Consider the following 14,331-nt stretch of genomic DNA (forward strand, 5'->3'; position numbering starts at 1 on the left):
AGATGCATAAAGAATTAGGGAGACAATATAAACTTAAAAGAGGAGTACCCATATTTGTTTTGAAAATTTAAAAAAGATAATACTCCTCTTGATGAATGAATGTGGAAAATTAAATCTCCCATTCTCCACTTAACTTCTGCAGTTCAACCATTCTTTTAAACAATCCTTCATGAGCCATTAACTCGTCAGGTGATCCCTGCTCAGCAATTTTACCTTCATCCAAAACAATAATCTTATCTGCATTTGCAATTGTACGCATTCTGTGCGCTATAATAATCACCGTCTTATTCTTAATCAATGTGGACAATGCCTTTTGGATTTTTGTTTCATTTTCAACATCCAGAAATGAAGTTGCCTCATCTAAAAGAATAACATTAGCATCCTTAAGCAATGCCCTTGCAATTGAGATTCTCTGCCTTTGACCACCAGAGAGCAGTTCACCGTTTTCACCGATGACAGTATCATATCCATCTGGAAGTCTTTCAACAAATTCATCGCATTCGGCAAGTCTTGCAGCTTCAATCACCTCTTCTTCTGTTGCATTCTTTCTTCCAACACGTATGTTTTCCAAAATGGAATTGTTAAATAGTATAACATCCTGGAAAACAATTGAGAAGTTTTCAAGAAGTTTTTCAGAATCAAGTTTTGATAAATCCTGACCGCCCAAACTAACGCTTCCGGATACCGGATCCCAGAATCTTGCAGCGAGCTTTGAAACTGTTGATTTTCCTCCACCTGAAGGACCTACAAGTGCTGTGACTTCACCTTGTTTGGCTGTGAAGTTTATATCAGATAAAACATCCTTCAAATCATCATAGTTAAAGTTCACATCCTTAAATTCAATGTCATATCCTTCAAGAGAGTAATCCTTTAATCCTTCAGGAATTACCTGGGACTCTATTTCCTTGCTTCTGTCAATCTTAATGTCCATCATCAGTATTTCAGCTAAAAATGTCAATCCGTTTTCAACAGGTGCGTAAATCGATGCAGATGCAATCAGGAATATTAAAAGATTATATATGGATACCTGACCATTCATAATCAAATAGGAACCCAGTAAGATTACGGATACGATTCCAAGCTTTAAAACCACAGTACCAGTAATTACTCCAGCAGATGCCATCAGTTCAGATTTTATTCTTGATTTTTCAACATTACGGGTAAGACCAGATAATTTTGATAGATATTCCTGTTCATGATAGTATGACTTTAAATCCCTTATTGATTCAATGCATTCCTGCATGGAATCTCCGCAGTCAAGCAAATCATCCATAACGATTTTTGAACCTTTTTGAACCATGTTTCTTGAGATATACATTATTGCAAATGCCACAGGCACAACCCATAGGAGTGCAATGGCCAGTCTCCAGTCAAAAATCAGAAGTCCTATTGCTACAAGAATTACTGACACTATTGAACCGAGCAATTGAGGGATTGCATGAGAGAATACATGCTCCAAATCTGTGCAGTCATTCATTATTGTTGAAGTCAAATCTGCAAGGTCTCTTTTTTCGAAAAATGACAACGGCAGTTTTCTCAGGTTTTCACCAAGATTGATTCTTCTGTTTTCGCTTTCAACATAAGTGGTATTATAAACAAAATGGTATTGTTTCCATGAAAATGCAAATATTATTCCTAAAATTACCAGAATGGCCACTATAAACATTCCAAGATTTGCATCAACTATTTCACCACCCATTAATGGCCCAATCCAGATATATAAAAGCAATGCGTATAATCCTACAGGAAACATGAATGAAATGTTTTGAAGTGCAGTGTAGACTATTCCCTTAATCAGATTATCGGAACCGTCCTTTGTAAGTCCGAATCTTTCGGTGAAATATTCTGACAACATTATATCACCTCGCTTTTTACTTTCCATTGAATTGACTTGTTAAATTCATCCCACATCCTTGAGTATAAACCGTCATTATCAACCAATTCATCATGACAACCTTTCTCAACAATGCGGCCGTTTTCGACGACAAATATATTGTCAACGTTTTTAACTGTGGAAAGCCTATGTGCAATCATTATTACTGTTTTTTCCTTGGTAATCTCTGAAATCGCTTTTTGGATTAGGTATTCATTTTCAGGATCTGCCAGTGCAGTTGCCTCATCTAAAATGATGATTGGTGCATCTTTAAGTATTGCCCTTGCAAGTGCTATTCTTTGCTGCTGGCCTCCTGAAAGGTATGTTCCTTCACTGCCTATTACTGTATCAATTCCCTGTGGCAACTCATTGATAATATCATCACATTGTGCAAGGCTCAATGCTTTTAAAACCTCGCTTCTTGTGGCTCCTTTTCTTCCTATTGCCACATTGTTGTAAATGGAATCTTTGAATAACTTGGTATTCTGGAAAACAAATGAAATGTTTTCCATCAGCTCTTTTGTTGAAATGTCACGTACATCAACACCTCCAATCCTAATTGATCCTGATTTCACATCCCAGAATCTTGGAATCAATGATGCAATAGTGGTTTTGCCCCCTCCTGATGGTCCGACCAATGCAACGGAATCATTTTCATTAATTTTTAGATTAATATCATTTAGGATGTGTTCGTCTGATTCTGTTTCATCGTAATCAAATATCACGTCTTCAAACTCTATTGAGTGATTTTTTGGTTTTTGAGGATTGACCGCTTCAACCAATGGTTTTTCATTAAGGATTTCTTCAATGCTTTCAAGTGCATATCCTGCCAGCATCCAATCCTGTGATACTGACATGATTTTATTCATCATTACTGCACAAATTGGTGTGAAAATCACATAGAAGAGGAAATCCGCTAAAAATTTAACCTCAACGACAGATCCTGCAAGCAATATTCCTGCCGGAATCAGCAATGCGAAAAATCCGTTTATGGATACTGTAAATGCAGTCATTGGAAGTTGAGTTGACAAGGCATAGTTTGCAGAGAATTTTCCATAATTTCTGATAGCATCTATGAAGTTCTTGAATGAGTAGACACTTTGCTGGAATGCTTTTGTAACTGGAATTCCACGCACATATTCCACAGCTTCAGCATTCATCTTTTCCAGATACATCTGATATTGTGCCATTACGTTTTGTGATTCCTTGGAAAACATCGGATACATGAATATGAAACATAATATTATCGGTATCAGACATATTAAGCCTAAAACCCAGTCAAAACTGAACAATAATATTAGGAATGCTATTGGTGTGACGATTGCACCAACCAGGTCAAATAAGTTGTGTGCAAGAAAGCCTTCAGTTTTTCCTGTACTGAAATCAATGACTTTCCTAAGGCCTCCGCTTGTATGGTTTGAAAAGTATCCAAGCGGCAATTTAAGCAAGTGGTTTAGGGCAGCATCCTTCATGTTCTTTTCATTTTTAAAAGCAGACAAGTGAGTGCACATCAGTCCGCAGAAATTAAGTGCAATTCCTAAAAATGCAAAGAGAAATGCGTTAAAAGCATAGTCACTTATGTTTTGTGCTTTTGCAAAATCCGGAGCTACCATCAAAAGTGCATTAACCACATCCCATATATAGATGAATGGAATCAGCAAACATACAGCACTTATTGCTGATAATATGCAGCCTAAGATTGTCAGATATTTGTAGTTTCCAGAATAGTTCAATAATCTGATAAATTTATTTTTATTTTGAGTATTTGCCATAATAAACTCCTCATAATTTAATTTAGGTTTACCTAAAAATTTAAATTAATCTAAAAAGACAATTACTTTAAAATAATCTAAAAATAAAATAAATGAGTGATTTAAAGTATTTTTAATTAAAAAAATTAAATAAACCTATTTTCAATTATAAGGTTAATTTTAATAAGTATATAAATATATTTGAACTAAAAAGACAAAAAATATACCAAAAAGACAAAAATCATTTATTGTACTCTGACGGAGTGCATCCCACATAATCCTTAAATGCCTGGCCGAATTTTGAAGGTGAGGAATATCCTACCATTTTGGATATATCAGAAATTGAATATTGACTTTCTTCGATTAGTCTGCAGGCATAATCAAGCTTATACTCCTTTCTCCATTTGAATATGGGTTTTCCGTAGACTTCCTTAAAACAGTTTTTCAAAGTGGTCTTACTGACATCATACTTAACTGCAAGCTCATCTATTGTGATTTTACTTTCCAAATCACTAATCAAATCATTTTTTACATTTTCAACCATCTCAACTTGCTTTTGGGAAAGGATTGATTCATTTTCACTGAATTTTGTAATCGAGAAAAAGAGCAACAGTTCAATGCACTTCAACTTGAAATAGGATTCCTTGATTCTTTCATCCACGCAATAGAGTTCTCCAATTACATGGTCGATTTTTTCATTGGCCCTTGCCAAAACATAACCCTTATTCCTTTTTAAATCCTCATAAAACTCAATCAAATCAAAATCAGGAATATACTCCTTAACATAATCATTTGCAACATCAACATCAATGAAAATCTCCAAACCCTTGTAATATCCTAATGGAAAATCAGATAATGTTTTGGTAAGCTCATAGATGCTGACACTCAAATCGCCTTTTCCAAAATAGATTATTTTGTCATCACCAACCATATACGCATATCTTCCGTCACTACAATGATTGATTTCCAGAAGACGATGAGTGATTTTTTCTTCAACAAAAACATCTCCAATGTTATCAATGGTCATATCCATATATGCAATGACAATGCCTGGAAATATTGAGTAGGTTTCCATTTTTCCATATTTAGCATTCTCACCTATCTCAACAATGCTTTTATCATTATCCTTTTTGATTGAAAAATCAGACAAAAGCACACTGTTAAACAATTCATAGAGATTTTCATTCATATTTTTAATTATATGAACAATACATATAAAACATTTCAAAACATATATTTATATTATAATAAAAGTTTACAGGAAAAATCCGAAATGTCATTCAATAAAGATGAAATGTTAATTATGCCTGCAGTGGACATCAAAGATGGAAAATGTGTCCAGTTAGTTCAAGGCAAACCTGGAAGTGAAATGGTTGAAATAGAAAATCCTGAGATGGTTGCTTCCCACTGGGAGGAATTAGGAGCTAAAAATATCCATGTCATTGATTTATCCGGAACAATTGACGGTGAAACCAGCTTCAATGTTATCAAAAAGATATTAAATGAAGTCAGCGTTCCAATTCAATTGGGCGGAGGAATAAGGGATATTGATTATGCTAAAAAACTCCTTGATTTGGATATTGAAAGAATAATCATCGGAACAATGGGAATTGAACACCCGGAAACAATAGAAGAGCTGTCCGATGAATACGGATCAGACAGGATAATGATTTCACTTGACAGCAAAGACAATAAGGTAGTAATCAAAGGATGGCAGGAAAAGATTGACAAAAGCCCCACTGAAATCTCACAGGAGTTCAAGGAACATGGTGCGGGAAGCATATTATTCACAAATGTTGACGTTGAAGGGCTTTTAGGCGGATTTTACACAGAACCTGTAGAAGAGTTGAAGAAATCTGTGGATTTACCTATTGTTTATTCCGGTGGAATAACCACAATAGATGACATTAAAAAATTGAATGAAAGTGGTGTGGAAGGAGTTGTAATCGGTTCTGCACTTTATAAAAATAAAATTGATTTAACTGAAGCTTTAAAATACCAGAAGAGGATTGTAAAATGAAAGTAATGGCAACCGGAACATTCGATATACTCCACCCAGGACATGGTGTTTACTTGGAAGAGTCCAGAAAACTCGGTGGAGAAGATGCTGAGCTTTATGTAGTAGTTGCAAGAGATGCAACAGTTGAGAGAAGAAAAAGAGTACCAATTGTTGGAGAAGACCAACGTTTAGAGTTAATAAAAATGTTAAAACCCGTAACTGACGCTTTTCTTGGTGATGCAAATGGTGATGTATTCAAGATAGTTCGTGAAATCGACCCAGACATAATCACTGTTGGAGCAGACCAGAATCATGACATAGCTAAACTGCAAGAGGCAATTGATAAAAGAGGCCTGAAGGCAAAGGCAGTTCGCATTGAAAAATATCGTGACTGTGAACTTGACAGCAGTTGCAAAATCATTCGTAAAATTCAAAATACTGACTTTAAAGGAAAAATAATGGACCATTGTGAAGATTAAGGAGGAGTTAAATGTTTAAAGTAGCAATTATAGGAGCAAGTGGATATACTGGTGGAGAATTATTGAGGATGCTTTTAAACCATCCAGAAGTTGAAGTAACAGACATCACTTCAAGACAATATGATGGAACACCTGCACATAAGATTCATCCCCATATAAGGGATTCAGGATTGGAGTTTAAAAATAAAAGCCCATCCGAATTGGATGCTGATGTTGTATTTACCGCAACCCCTCATGGCGCATCCATGAAAATTGTTCCTGAAATATTGGAAACTGGTGCAAAAGTGGTTGATTTAAGCGGAGACTACAGATACCGTGACACTGAAGTTTATGAAAAATGGTACGGCATGGAACACTTGGATAAAGAAAACAAAGGAGTGTTCGGACTTCCTGAACTATACCGTGATGAAATCAAAAAGACCAACCTTGTCGCTAACCCCGGATGTTTCCCGACAGGTGCAATACTGTCATCTTATCCATTGGTTAAAAACGATTTGGTTGAAAGAATCATTATTGATTCAAAAACCGGTGTGAGCGGAGCTGGAGTTAACCCGTCAAGCACTACACATTACCCTAATATTGCTGATAACGTTAATCCATATAAGATATCCTCACACAGGCACATGTCTGAAATTCAGCAGGAACTTCATGGATTTGATGATGTTAAAGTATCATTCACACCACACCTGGTGCCTGTGATTAGGGGAATTCAAACCACTTCCCATAGCTTTTTAAATGATGAGAATCTGGATATTACACCAGAAGAAATTAGGAATCTTTACAAAAAAGAATATGGTGAAGAATTCTTCATTAAACTGATGGATGAAGGAGAAATCCCTCATTTAAGTTCAGTACGCGGATCCAACTTTGTTCATATTGGAGGATTTGAAATTGATGATACCGGCAGAATCGTGATGTTATCCTGTATTGATAATCTTGTCAAAGGTGCATCAGGTCAGGCAATACAGAACATGAATATTCTGCTCGGAATTGATGAGACATTAGGTCTACGACACTACGGTCTTCACCCTTAAGGAGGGCAAAAAATGAGAAGAATAATAATCTATTACTCCCAAGGCGGAACAACAGATTTAATCGCAAAAACATTAGCTAAAAACTTGAATGCAGACCTTGTAAGAATACATGATTTGAAAAATCGTGAAGGATTTAAAAACAGATTATTAGCTTCAATCAATGCATTCAGAGAAACAAAAACTGATATTGTTCCCGCTCACGTTGATTTAACTCATTATGATACAATATACTTTGGAACACCAACATGGAACGGAAATCCGACCCCTGCAATATTGACAATCATTGACAGGTGCGATTTAAGAGCAAAAGATGTTGTTTTATTTGCTACCATGGATGCAAATCGTGGAGATTCAAACATCGGCCGTCTTGAGGAAAAAGTCAAATTAAGAGGGGCAAGGGTCATTGAAACATTTACCATTCCAACCAAAGGCAAAGATACTGAAAAATTAGTTAGAGATACCGAAGCAATAATTGATATGAAAGACTTGAAAATGTATTAGGTGTTAAAATGACAAAATCAGAATTGAAAATTAAAGCGATTGAAAACGGTACAGTAATTGATCATATTACTGCAAATAAAGCATTGCACATTCTTAAAATACTGGGACTTCCGGATGCCGATACCACTAACGTTACTGTTGCTATGAATGTTTCATCAGCAGAAATCGGAAGAAAAGACATTTTGAAAATTGAAAACCGAGAATTGGACCACGAAGAACTTAATCAAGTTGCTTTAATCGCTCCTAAAGCAACAATCAATATTATCAGAGATTATAAACCTGTTAAAAAAGACAAAATCGTTCTTCCGGAAAAGATTACTGGAATTATCAAATGTACAAATCCAAAATGTATTACAAATTATGAAAATGAACCTATAACACCTATTTTCAATGTTATTGAAACATATCCTCCTATTGTTAGGTGCCATTATTGTGAAAAATTAATTAAAACAGAAGATATCGACAAACAATTCGAATAATCTTCCATTTTTTCTTTTTTTAAATTAAATAATCAGCCAATCTTTTTGCCAATGCAAGTATTGTTAATATTGGAGGTTTTCCAGGTGATATCGGCAGAACACTTGCATCACATACATAGAAATTAGAAATTTCTGTTTCAAGATTGCTGTCAACTATCTTACCAATTGGAGCGGTTCCTCCAGGATGTGCTCCACGATATACTGTTGAACCAATAGTATTAGGGTCAACTCCCATCTTTTCAAGAATCAAACCGGCAGTTGCAACACCTTCTGCCAAATATCTGATGTCCTGGATAGTGTTGATTTTGCAAACATCCCCGTCTTCATCGACATATCCCTTACATTCATCAGCGGTTTTAACCATAATACTGAATATATCATTATTTTCAACATCCCCATACGGAATGTTTCCTTTTAAAAATGATGAGAAGTGAGGTGATAAAACAAAGTTTTTACCTATAACCAATCCTGCCATTTGAACTTCTGTGTTGAAATTGATGTCCTTGATGTATCCTCCAACTGATACGAACGGATCAAAGAAAATTTCTTCGCCAACACCAGTGAATCCTGAATTTCTTAAAATCAGTGTTGAACCGATTGCACCAGCAGATAGAATTACTTTTTCAGCTTCAATGAACTGTTCTTCACCATCTTTAAGATATTTAACTCCAGTTACAACATTATTTTCAGATGTGACTTCAGTTACTTCACTGTCACATATTAATGTTGCTCCTGCTTTTACTGCCTCATCAACAAAGTCTTTTCCAGACCATTTTGCATCTGCAGGACATCCGAATGCACATTTTCCACATTGTATGCAATCCTTTTCACGAATTGCCTTAGGCATTTTTAAGGTGTTCAAGCCCAGTTCATGACCTGCATCCAAAAACATTTGGGTTCCTTTGCCTATGTGTGAATCATCCAATTGATGAACATTCAGTAATTCTTCCACATCTTCATATGCCTGTGTCAGGTCAATGTCATAGTCAAGAAGCTCTTCATCAAGCGCCCTTACCATATTTGACATTGAAACGATTGTTGCTCCACCAATACATGTGGTGGTTAACAAATCTACGCTGTCATTGTATTTATCATAATATTCAAAAGCATCTTTTGATTCTATATATGGTCCTTTTTCAATAATTGTTACTGGTAAATCATTTTTTGCAAGTTCACGAGCAATTATTGCTCCACCTGCACCAGTACCCACAATAACATACATTCAATCACCAAAATTAAATTTTTTTAACAATTGTTATATAGTATCTCATATTATAAAAAATTATTTTTTTGAATTATATTATTATAAATATAAAAATTCTAGTACAAACCTTTTATTAAATATGTAATCCAATATAAATATTAGATTAATATTTCGGGTGATAACAAATGGAAGAATACATTAATTTATTCGAAAAAATTATTGCAGAAACTACCCCAAAAGTAGATTACATGGATATTAGATTAGGCTTAGGCAGTAACACTTCCATATTAATGAAAGATAGGAATGTAGATGAAATAAATACTGGAATGAGCTTAGGCGCAAGAATAAGAGTACTGAACAATGGAGCTTGGGGATTTGCATATACAACAGACTTATCAAAAATCAATGAAATTACTCAAACCGCTTTAAAATTATCTTCATCACTTAAAGGAGATGTTGAATTAAGCGAAAATGAAGTAATTAAGGATAAAGTGGCAGTGGATGTTAAAATACCATTCAAGGATATTTCAATTGAAGAGAAAAAAGACATCATGAAAGATGCTGCTGATGCTGCTACAATTGAAAAAGTAAACAGTACAACAGTCAGCTATTCAGACAGCGAAATGAATGAACTTTTTATGAACAGCGAAGGCAGTGAAATTGAAGTTAAAACATCAAGAGTCAGAATGGCATTAAATGCATCTGCAACAAATGGAGAAATAATCCAGTTCGGACATGGGAGTCTCGGAGGGGTTAAAGGTTTTGAAGTGATTGCTGATGCAGATATTGAAGAATTTGGAAGAAATATCGGTCAAAAAGCTGTAAGATTACTTGATGCAAAACCTGCACCTTCAGGAAAATTCCCTGTTATTGCCGATCCCGAACTAACAGGAGTTTTGATTCATGAAGCGTTAGGTCATGCAGTTGAAGGAGATTTGATACTTCAAAACGATTCCATATTAAAAGGAAAATTAGGTGAGCAAATCGCATCAGATATCGTGAATATCTTTGATGATGCAAGCAGAAAAGATGGTTTCGGATACTTCCCATACGATGTGGAAGGTGTTAAGACCAAACCTAACCAGTTAGTGAAAGAGGGAAAACTGATATCCCTTTTAAATTCCAGATCAACCTCCTCAAAGTTAGGTATGAAATCTTCAGGAAATGCAAGGTCACTTATTGCAGACCAACCGATTGTTAGAATGAGCAATACCTACCTTCAACCGGGAGACATGGAAGTTGAAGAATTATTTGAAGGAATAAAAGATGGAATATATCTTAAAGGTTCAAGGGGAGGACAAGTGGATACTGGAAAAGGAATTTTCCAATTCAATGCTGCTGAAGGCTATTTAATCAAAGATGAGGAAATAAGCAATCCACTTAGAGACGTTTCACTTTCAGGAAATATCCTGGAAACCCTGAAAAATATTGATGCAATCGGAAATGATTTCAAATTAAGTGTAGGATTCTGTGGAAAAGACGGACAGACAGTACCTGTCGGTGACGGAGGTCCACATACCAAAATACTAAACGCATTAGTTGGAGGAATGGGATAATGCTAAGTGACAAAGCAGGAGCATATTTGGTTAATTTAGCTAAAGACACAATCAAATATCATCTTGAAAATGGAAAAATTATGGTTAAACCAACCGATTATCCTATTGAACTTAATGAGGAATTAGGGGTTTTTGTAACTTTAAATAAAAATCATAATTTAAGAGGATGCATAGGTTATGCCGAACCGATAAAACCTGCAATCGATGCAACAATGGAGGTTGCACTTGCAGCTGCATTCAATGATCCGAGATTTCCTGAATTAAGTGATAAAGAATTTGATGATTTAGAATTTGAAGTGACCGTTTTAACAAAACCTGAAATTATTGAAGTGGCACATCCCGACCAATATTTCGATGAGATTGAAATCGGACGTGACGGACTGATTATTCAAAAAGGTTATGCAAGAGGATTGCTTCTCCCACAAGTTGCAGTGGAAAATGCATTTACAAAAGAAGACTTTTTAGAACACACCTGCATGAAAGCAGGAATAAGTGCAGACAGCTGGATGGATGAAAGCTGTGATGTACTTAAATTCCAAGGACAAATATTTAAATGAGTGATAAAAATGATGATACCTACAATACCAACGCCTGACGAATTATTGGATAAAGGATTCAGCCGTGGTAAAAAACAAGCTGACTTACTTAGAAGTCAAAAGATACCGAAACACTTAAAAGGAAAAAGAATTGAAGAGCGAAGAGTAGTTACATCTTGTCAGGTTATTAAAGACAAATTGAAATCCATTCTTGATGCAGTTCCTGAAATTGAAAGCCTACACCCATTCTATCAGGACTACATCGACATCACTGTTGGTGTGGATGACATGAAACAGGCACTTGGAGGCCTCAACTGGGCGTATGGAATTATTACTCAACTTGAAAAGGAATATGGTGCAAAGATTAGGAAAAATCCTTCTGAAAAGGCAACTGCAATCCAAAAACAGGCTTACGGAAGAATTGCATCTGTTGTAAATAAGATCAAACCTAACCTGGATTTCCTTGACTTTGCAAAACAAAACCTAAGGAACATGCCTACAATCGATTTTGATGCAACAACAATCGTTATTGCAGGTTTTCCGAACGTGGGAAAATCCACTTTGCTTACACAGCTAAGCAGTGCAGACCCGCAAGTTGCAAATTATCCATTCACAACAAAAGGTATACAAATCGGACACACTGAAAGGCATTGGAAGCATATTCAAATCATCGATACTCCAGGACTTCTGGACAGGCCCGTTTTAGAGATGAATGACATTGAAATGAACGCTATTGTTGCTTTGGAGCATTTGGCCGATGCAATATTATTTATTTTTGATGCATCTGAAACCTGCGGATTCCACATGGACAATCAGTACAATCTCTTAAAGCAGATTGAAAAGATCTTTTCAGAAGTTCCAGTGATTTATCTGTTTAACAAAATGGATTTGATTGAAGATACCGAATATCTCAGTGAATATATTGACAATGAAGAAAATTCAATATTCATTTCCGCCATTGAGGGAGACGGAATTGAAGAAATCAATAAAAAAATCGACAGAATCAAAAAGATTGAAAGGAATTTTGATGAAGAAGATGATGACGAATATTACTAGATTTTAAGAAAAGAAGTATGCGATTAAATCGTATACTTACCAAAACCATTACCACACATTTAATTTAAACCCAAAAGGACATGTTAAAAAAATTAGGGGGTCTGACTATTTGACCCTACTATACCCTATTCAACCATCAATTCCCTGATGATGGTCATAATCCAAACCGATTGGACAAGTGTGAACTATCACATATCGGATTTCTGATTTTTCCTCGCGAAGCTTGTCCTGGATCTCATGAGCAATCTTATGTGACTCGTTCACAGTCAAATCACCATCAACCTGAATGTATAATGCCACAACTGCATAATTTCCCATGTAATCCACTTTGACCTCATGTGCATTTTGAGCATTTGGCATACTATTTGCAATATCCTTTATATTAAATGCTTTATTTTAAAAAAAATGGAAAATAACTATGTTTCATTGGCATTCGATAGCCTGCCAAGTCATATCAAAGTTTTTCTCAAACATCAAATCAACATCATAATCCGGGAAAATCAACCAATAATATTGAATTCCCATATACATGATATACAATGATTCCACAATGTTTTCAGTCGAGAAGTCCTGTCTGATTTCCTTTTGCCTTTTGCCCTCTTCGACAAGGTCAGTTAAAAACATTTTAACATCGTTCCCGGTTTGTGAAATTATCTGGTTAACTCTTTCATGGGCATATCCCACTGAGGTTAAAAGAAGTATTACGCTATTATAATTGATTTTTTCGTTGATGCTTTCAATTTCCACACCGTTTATGTAATGATATAAAATGTAAAACAATGCATCATGGATTCTGTCCTTTGATGAACCTTCAAGGAAGATTTTATCAAAATCGATTTTAATATAATCCACCATATACTTTTGTAAAATTTCTTCAAATATGTCGTTTTTATCTGAAAAATGATAATATATGCCCCCGGTTGTCAGTCCAGTACAATTTCGAATTTCACTAATTGAAATGTCAATTGTGCCTTTCTTCAATATCAATTTTAGCGTTTTTTCAAGAATCAATTCTTTAGTATTCATCTAACCACATTGTTTTAATTATTCTCTGAACCTTATCTTTTCCCATTCCAAATTAAAATTATCTTCAAAGACTGAACTCATATCATAAATTAAATTTACTTCCCATCTATATTGAATTCCCATGTACATAAGAATTAATGATTCTGCAATATCTTCGCTTGAGAAGTCTTGTCGGATTTCCCCATTTTCTTGACCTTCCTTGATAATTTCAGTTAAAAATTCCCTTGATTCTTTTATGATACTTTGGCTAAGCTCCTCATTATTTTCATGAGCAAATCCATTTCCACTTAAAACCAGCAATATGGATCTGTAGTCTATTTCCTCATCAATGGATTCAATTGGGATTCCGGTTTCTTTTTGCTTAAAAATTTCAGCCATGACATTGTGGATTTTCTCTTTTGCATTTCCCTTTATCTGCTGGAAGTTGTCAAAATCAAATTTATAATAGTTTATAAAATATCTTTCAGTAATTTCATTATATATCTCTTCTTTATTTGAAAAATGATGGTATATTCCACCGATAGCAATTCCTGATGCATTACTGATTTGTCTAATTGAAATAATGGAGTTTTGCTTTTCAATCATTAATTTTAAAGTCGTTTCTAAAATTAATTGTTTTGTATTCATCATTTAATATTTTATATTTTTTACTTATTAAATGATGTAGAGAACGAACGTTCTGTTATGATAAAAATAGATATGGGGACGAGTGTTCTGTTATATTGGAAAATACAAATTAAACTCATATTTCTGTTCATTAAAACACCAAAAATTTTATATAACTATAAAATGAAAAATATTTGTGTTTTTTTCTATATATTTAATTTTATTTTAAAT

General features: G+C 34.8%; 15 protein-coding genes. 8 read left to right on the forward strand and 7 right to left on the reverse strand.

Annotated elements, in window-relative coordinates:
* Positions 1 to 109: 109 nt before the first annotated feature.
* From IJ258_RS04310 to IJ258_RS04320, 3 genes are all read right to left on the reverse strand, one after another.
* Complete coding sequence (locus IJ258_RS04310; RefSeq protein WP_292803441.1) at positions 110 to 1,855, reverse strand: ABC transporter ATP-binding protein; 1,746 nt, start codon at positions 1,853 to 1,855, stop codon at positions 110 to 112.
* Positions 1,855 to 3,645: an ABC transporter ATP-binding protein gene (locus IJ258_RS04315; RefSeq protein WP_292803444.1), complete on the reverse strand. Its 1,791-nt coding sequence runs from the start codon at positions 3,643 to 3,645 to the stop codon at positions 1,855 to 1,857. The genes IJ258_RS04310 and IJ258_RS04315 overlap by 1 nt, the downstream gene beginning before the upstream one ends.
* Positions 3,646 to 3,865: 220 nt before the next feature.
* Positions 3,866 to 4,813 carry an AraC family transcriptional regulator gene (locus IJ258_RS04320; protein WP_292803447.1) on the reverse strand — a complete coding sequence of 316 codons (948 nt, stop codon included), beginning with the start codon at positions 4,811 to 4,813 and terminating at the stop codon, positions 3,866 to 3,868.
* Positions 4,814 to 4,897: 84 nt separating this feature from the next.
* Between IJ258_RS04320 and hisA the strand changes: the two genes are divergently transcribed.
* Genes hisA through pyrI form a run of 5 tightly spaced genes read left to right on the forward strand, consistent with a single transcriptional unit; the run spans position 4,898 to position 8,116 of the window.
* Positions 4,898 to 5,644 carry a 1-(5-phosphoribosyl)-5-[(5-phosphoribosylamino)methylideneamino]imidazole-4-carboxamide isomerase gene (gene hisA / locus IJ258_RS04325; RefSeq protein ID WP_292803450.1) on the forward strand — a complete coding sequence of 249 codons (747 nt, stop codon included), beginning with the start codon at positions 4,898 to 4,900 and terminating at the stop codon, positions 5,642 to 5,644.
* Positions 5,641 to 6,102 (forward strand): FAD synthase, encoded by a 462-nt coding sequence (locus IJ258_RS04330; protein ID WP_292803452.1) that lies wholly within the window; start codon positions 5,641 to 5,643, stop codon positions 6,100 to 6,102. Before hisA ends, IJ258_RS04330 begins: the two co-directional genes overlap by 4 nt.
* Positions 6,103 to 6,113: 11 nt before the next feature.
* Entirely contained in the window at positions 6,114 to 7,136 is a 1,023-nt protein-coding gene (gene argC / locus IJ258_RS04335) for an N-acetyl-gamma-glutamyl-phosphate reductase (RefSeq protein WP_292803454.1), read from the forward strand.
* 12 nt (positions 7,137 to 7,148) lie between these two features.
* Positions 7,149 to 7,637: a flavodoxin gene (locus IJ258_RS04340; protein WP_292803456.1), complete on the forward strand. Its 489-nt coding sequence runs from the start codon at positions 7,149 to 7,151 to the stop codon at positions 7,635 to 7,637.
* An 8-nt stretch (positions 7,638 to 7,645) separates the two neighbouring features.
* A complete protein-coding gene (gene pyrI / locus IJ258_RS04345) occupies positions 7,646 to 8,116 on the forward strand; it encodes an aspartate carbamoyltransferase regulatory subunit (protein WP_292803459.1) in 471 nt (156 codons plus the stop codon).
* A gap of 19 nt (positions 8,117 to 8,135) precedes the next feature.
* On the opposite strand, the gene IJ258_RS04350 is transcribed toward pyrI, so the two are convergent.
* On the reverse strand, positions 8,136 to 9,338 hold the full coding sequence (locus IJ258_RS04350; protein WP_292803461.1) for a GMC family oxidoreductase N-terminal domain-containing protein: 1,203 nt from the start codon (positions 9,336 to 9,338) through the stop codon (positions 8,136 to 8,138).
* A 167-nt stretch (positions 9,339 to 9,505) separates the two neighbouring features.
* On the opposite strand from IJ258_RS04350, the gene IJ258_RS04355 reads away from it, so the two are divergent.
* The 3 genes from IJ258_RS04355 to IJ258_RS04365 are packed head-to-tail and all read left to right on the forward strand — an operon-like array spanning position 9,506 to position 12,468.
* Positions 9,506 to 10,876 carry a TldD/PmbA family protein gene (locus tag IJ258_RS04355; RefSeq protein ID WP_292803464.1) on the forward strand — a complete coding sequence of 457 codons (1,371 nt, stop codon included), beginning with the start codon at positions 9,506 to 9,508 and terminating at the stop codon, positions 10,874 to 10,876.
* On the forward strand, positions 10,876 to 11,433 hold the full coding sequence (locus tag IJ258_RS04360; RefSeq protein WP_292803467.1) for a TIGR00296 family protein: 558 nt from the start codon (positions 10,876 to 10,878) through the stop codon (positions 11,431 to 11,433). Before IJ258_RS04355 ends, IJ258_RS04360 begins: the two co-directional genes overlap by 1 nt.
* Positions 11,434 to 11,442: 9 nt before the next feature.
* Entirely contained in the window at positions 11,443 to 12,468 is a 1,026-nt protein-coding gene (locus IJ258_RS04365; protein WP_292803470.1) for an NOG1 family protein, read from the forward strand.
* Positions 12,469 to 12,597: 129 nt separating this feature from the next.
* Here IJ258_RS04365 and IJ258_RS04370 read toward each other — a convergent pair whose 3' ends face one another.
* The 3 genes from IJ258_RS04370 to IJ258_RS04380 are packed head-to-tail and all read right to left on the reverse strand — an operon-like array spanning position 12,598 to position 14,124.
* On the reverse strand, positions 12,598 to 12,849 hold the full coding sequence (locus IJ258_RS04370) for a cation transporter dimerization domain-containing protein (RefSeq protein ID WP_366514569.1): 252 nt from the start codon (positions 12,847 to 12,849) through the stop codon (positions 12,598 to 12,600).
* Positions 12,850 to 12,891: 42 nt separating this feature from the next.
* On the reverse strand, positions 12,892 to 13,494 hold the full coding sequence (locus tag IJ258_RS04375) for a TetR/AcrR family transcriptional regulator (RefSeq protein ID WP_292803473.1): 603 nt from the start codon (positions 13,492 to 13,494) through the stop codon (positions 12,892 to 12,894).
* 18 nt (positions 13,495 to 13,512) lie between these two features.
* On the reverse strand, positions 13,513 to 14,124 hold the full coding sequence (locus tag IJ258_RS04380; RefSeq protein ID WP_366514568.1) for a TetR/AcrR family transcriptional regulator: 612 nt from the start codon (positions 14,122 to 14,124) through the stop codon (positions 13,513 to 13,515).
* Positions 14,125 to 14,331 lie beyond the last annotated feature (207 nt).

Origin of the sequence: Methanobrevibacter sp., assembly GCF_017468685.1 — an archaeon.
Lineage (GTDB): Archaea > Methanobacteriota > Methanobacteria > Methanobacteriales > Methanobacteriaceae > Methanocatella.

What these genes read in the sequence shown, in the direction of transcription:
- IJ258_RS04380 (WP_366514568.1), bottom strand. Translation starts at nt 14,124, where the DNA reads ATGATGAATACAAAACAATTAATTTTAGAAACGACTTTAAAATTAATG.
- IJ258_RS04320 (WP_292803447.1), bottom strand. Translation starts at nt 4,813, where the DNA reads ATGAATGAAAATCTCTATGAATTGTTTAACAGTGTGCTTTTGTCTGAT.
- IJ258_RS04365 (WP_292803470.1), top strand. Translation starts at nt 11,443, where the DNA reads ATGATGATACCTACAATACCAACGCCTGACGAATTATTGGATAAAGGA.
- IJ258_RS04350 (WP_292803461.1), bottom strand. Translation starts at nt 9,338, where the DNA reads ATGTATGTTATTGTGGGTACTGGTGCAGGTGGAGCAATAATTGCTCGT.
- IJ258_RS04340 (WP_292803456.1), top strand. Translation starts at nt 7,149, where the DNA reads ATGAGAAGAATAATAATCTATTACTCCCAAGGCGGAACAACAGATTTA.
- hisA (WP_292803450.1), top strand. Translation starts at nt 4,898, where the DNA reads ATGTCATTCAATAAAGATGAAATGTTAATTATGCCTGCAGTGGACATC.
- IJ258_RS04310 (WP_292803441.1), bottom strand. Translation starts at nt 1,855, where the DNA reads ATGTTGTCAGAATATTTCACCGAAAGATTCGGACTTACAAAGGACGGT.
- IJ258_RS04330 (WP_292803452.1), top strand. Translation starts at nt 5,641, where the DNA reads ATGAAAGTAATGGCAACCGGAACATTCGATATACTCCACCCAGGACAT.
- pyrI (WP_292803459.1), top strand. Translation starts at nt 7,646, where the DNA reads ATGACAAAATCAGAATTGAAAATTAAAGCGATTGAAAACGGTACAGTA.
- IJ258_RS04360 (WP_292803467.1), top strand. Translation starts at nt 10,876, where the DNA reads ATGCTAAGTGACAAAGCAGGAGCATATTTGGTTAATTTAGCTAAAGAC.
- IJ258_RS04375 (WP_292803473.1), bottom strand. Translation starts at nt 13,494, where the DNA reads ATGAATACTAAAGAATTGATTCTTGAAAAAACGCTAAAATTGATATTG.
- IJ258_RS04315 (WP_292803444.1), bottom strand. Translation starts at nt 3,645, where the DNA reads ATGGCAAATACTCAAAATAAAAATAAATTTATCAGATTATTGAACTAT.
- argC (WP_292803454.1), top strand. Translation starts at nt 6,114, where the DNA reads ATGTTTAAAGTAGCAATTATAGGAGCAAGTGGATATACTGGTGGAGAA.
- IJ258_RS04355 (WP_292803464.1), top strand. Translation starts at nt 9,506, where the DNA reads ATGGAAGAATACATTAATTTATTCGAAAAAATTATTGCAGAAACTACC.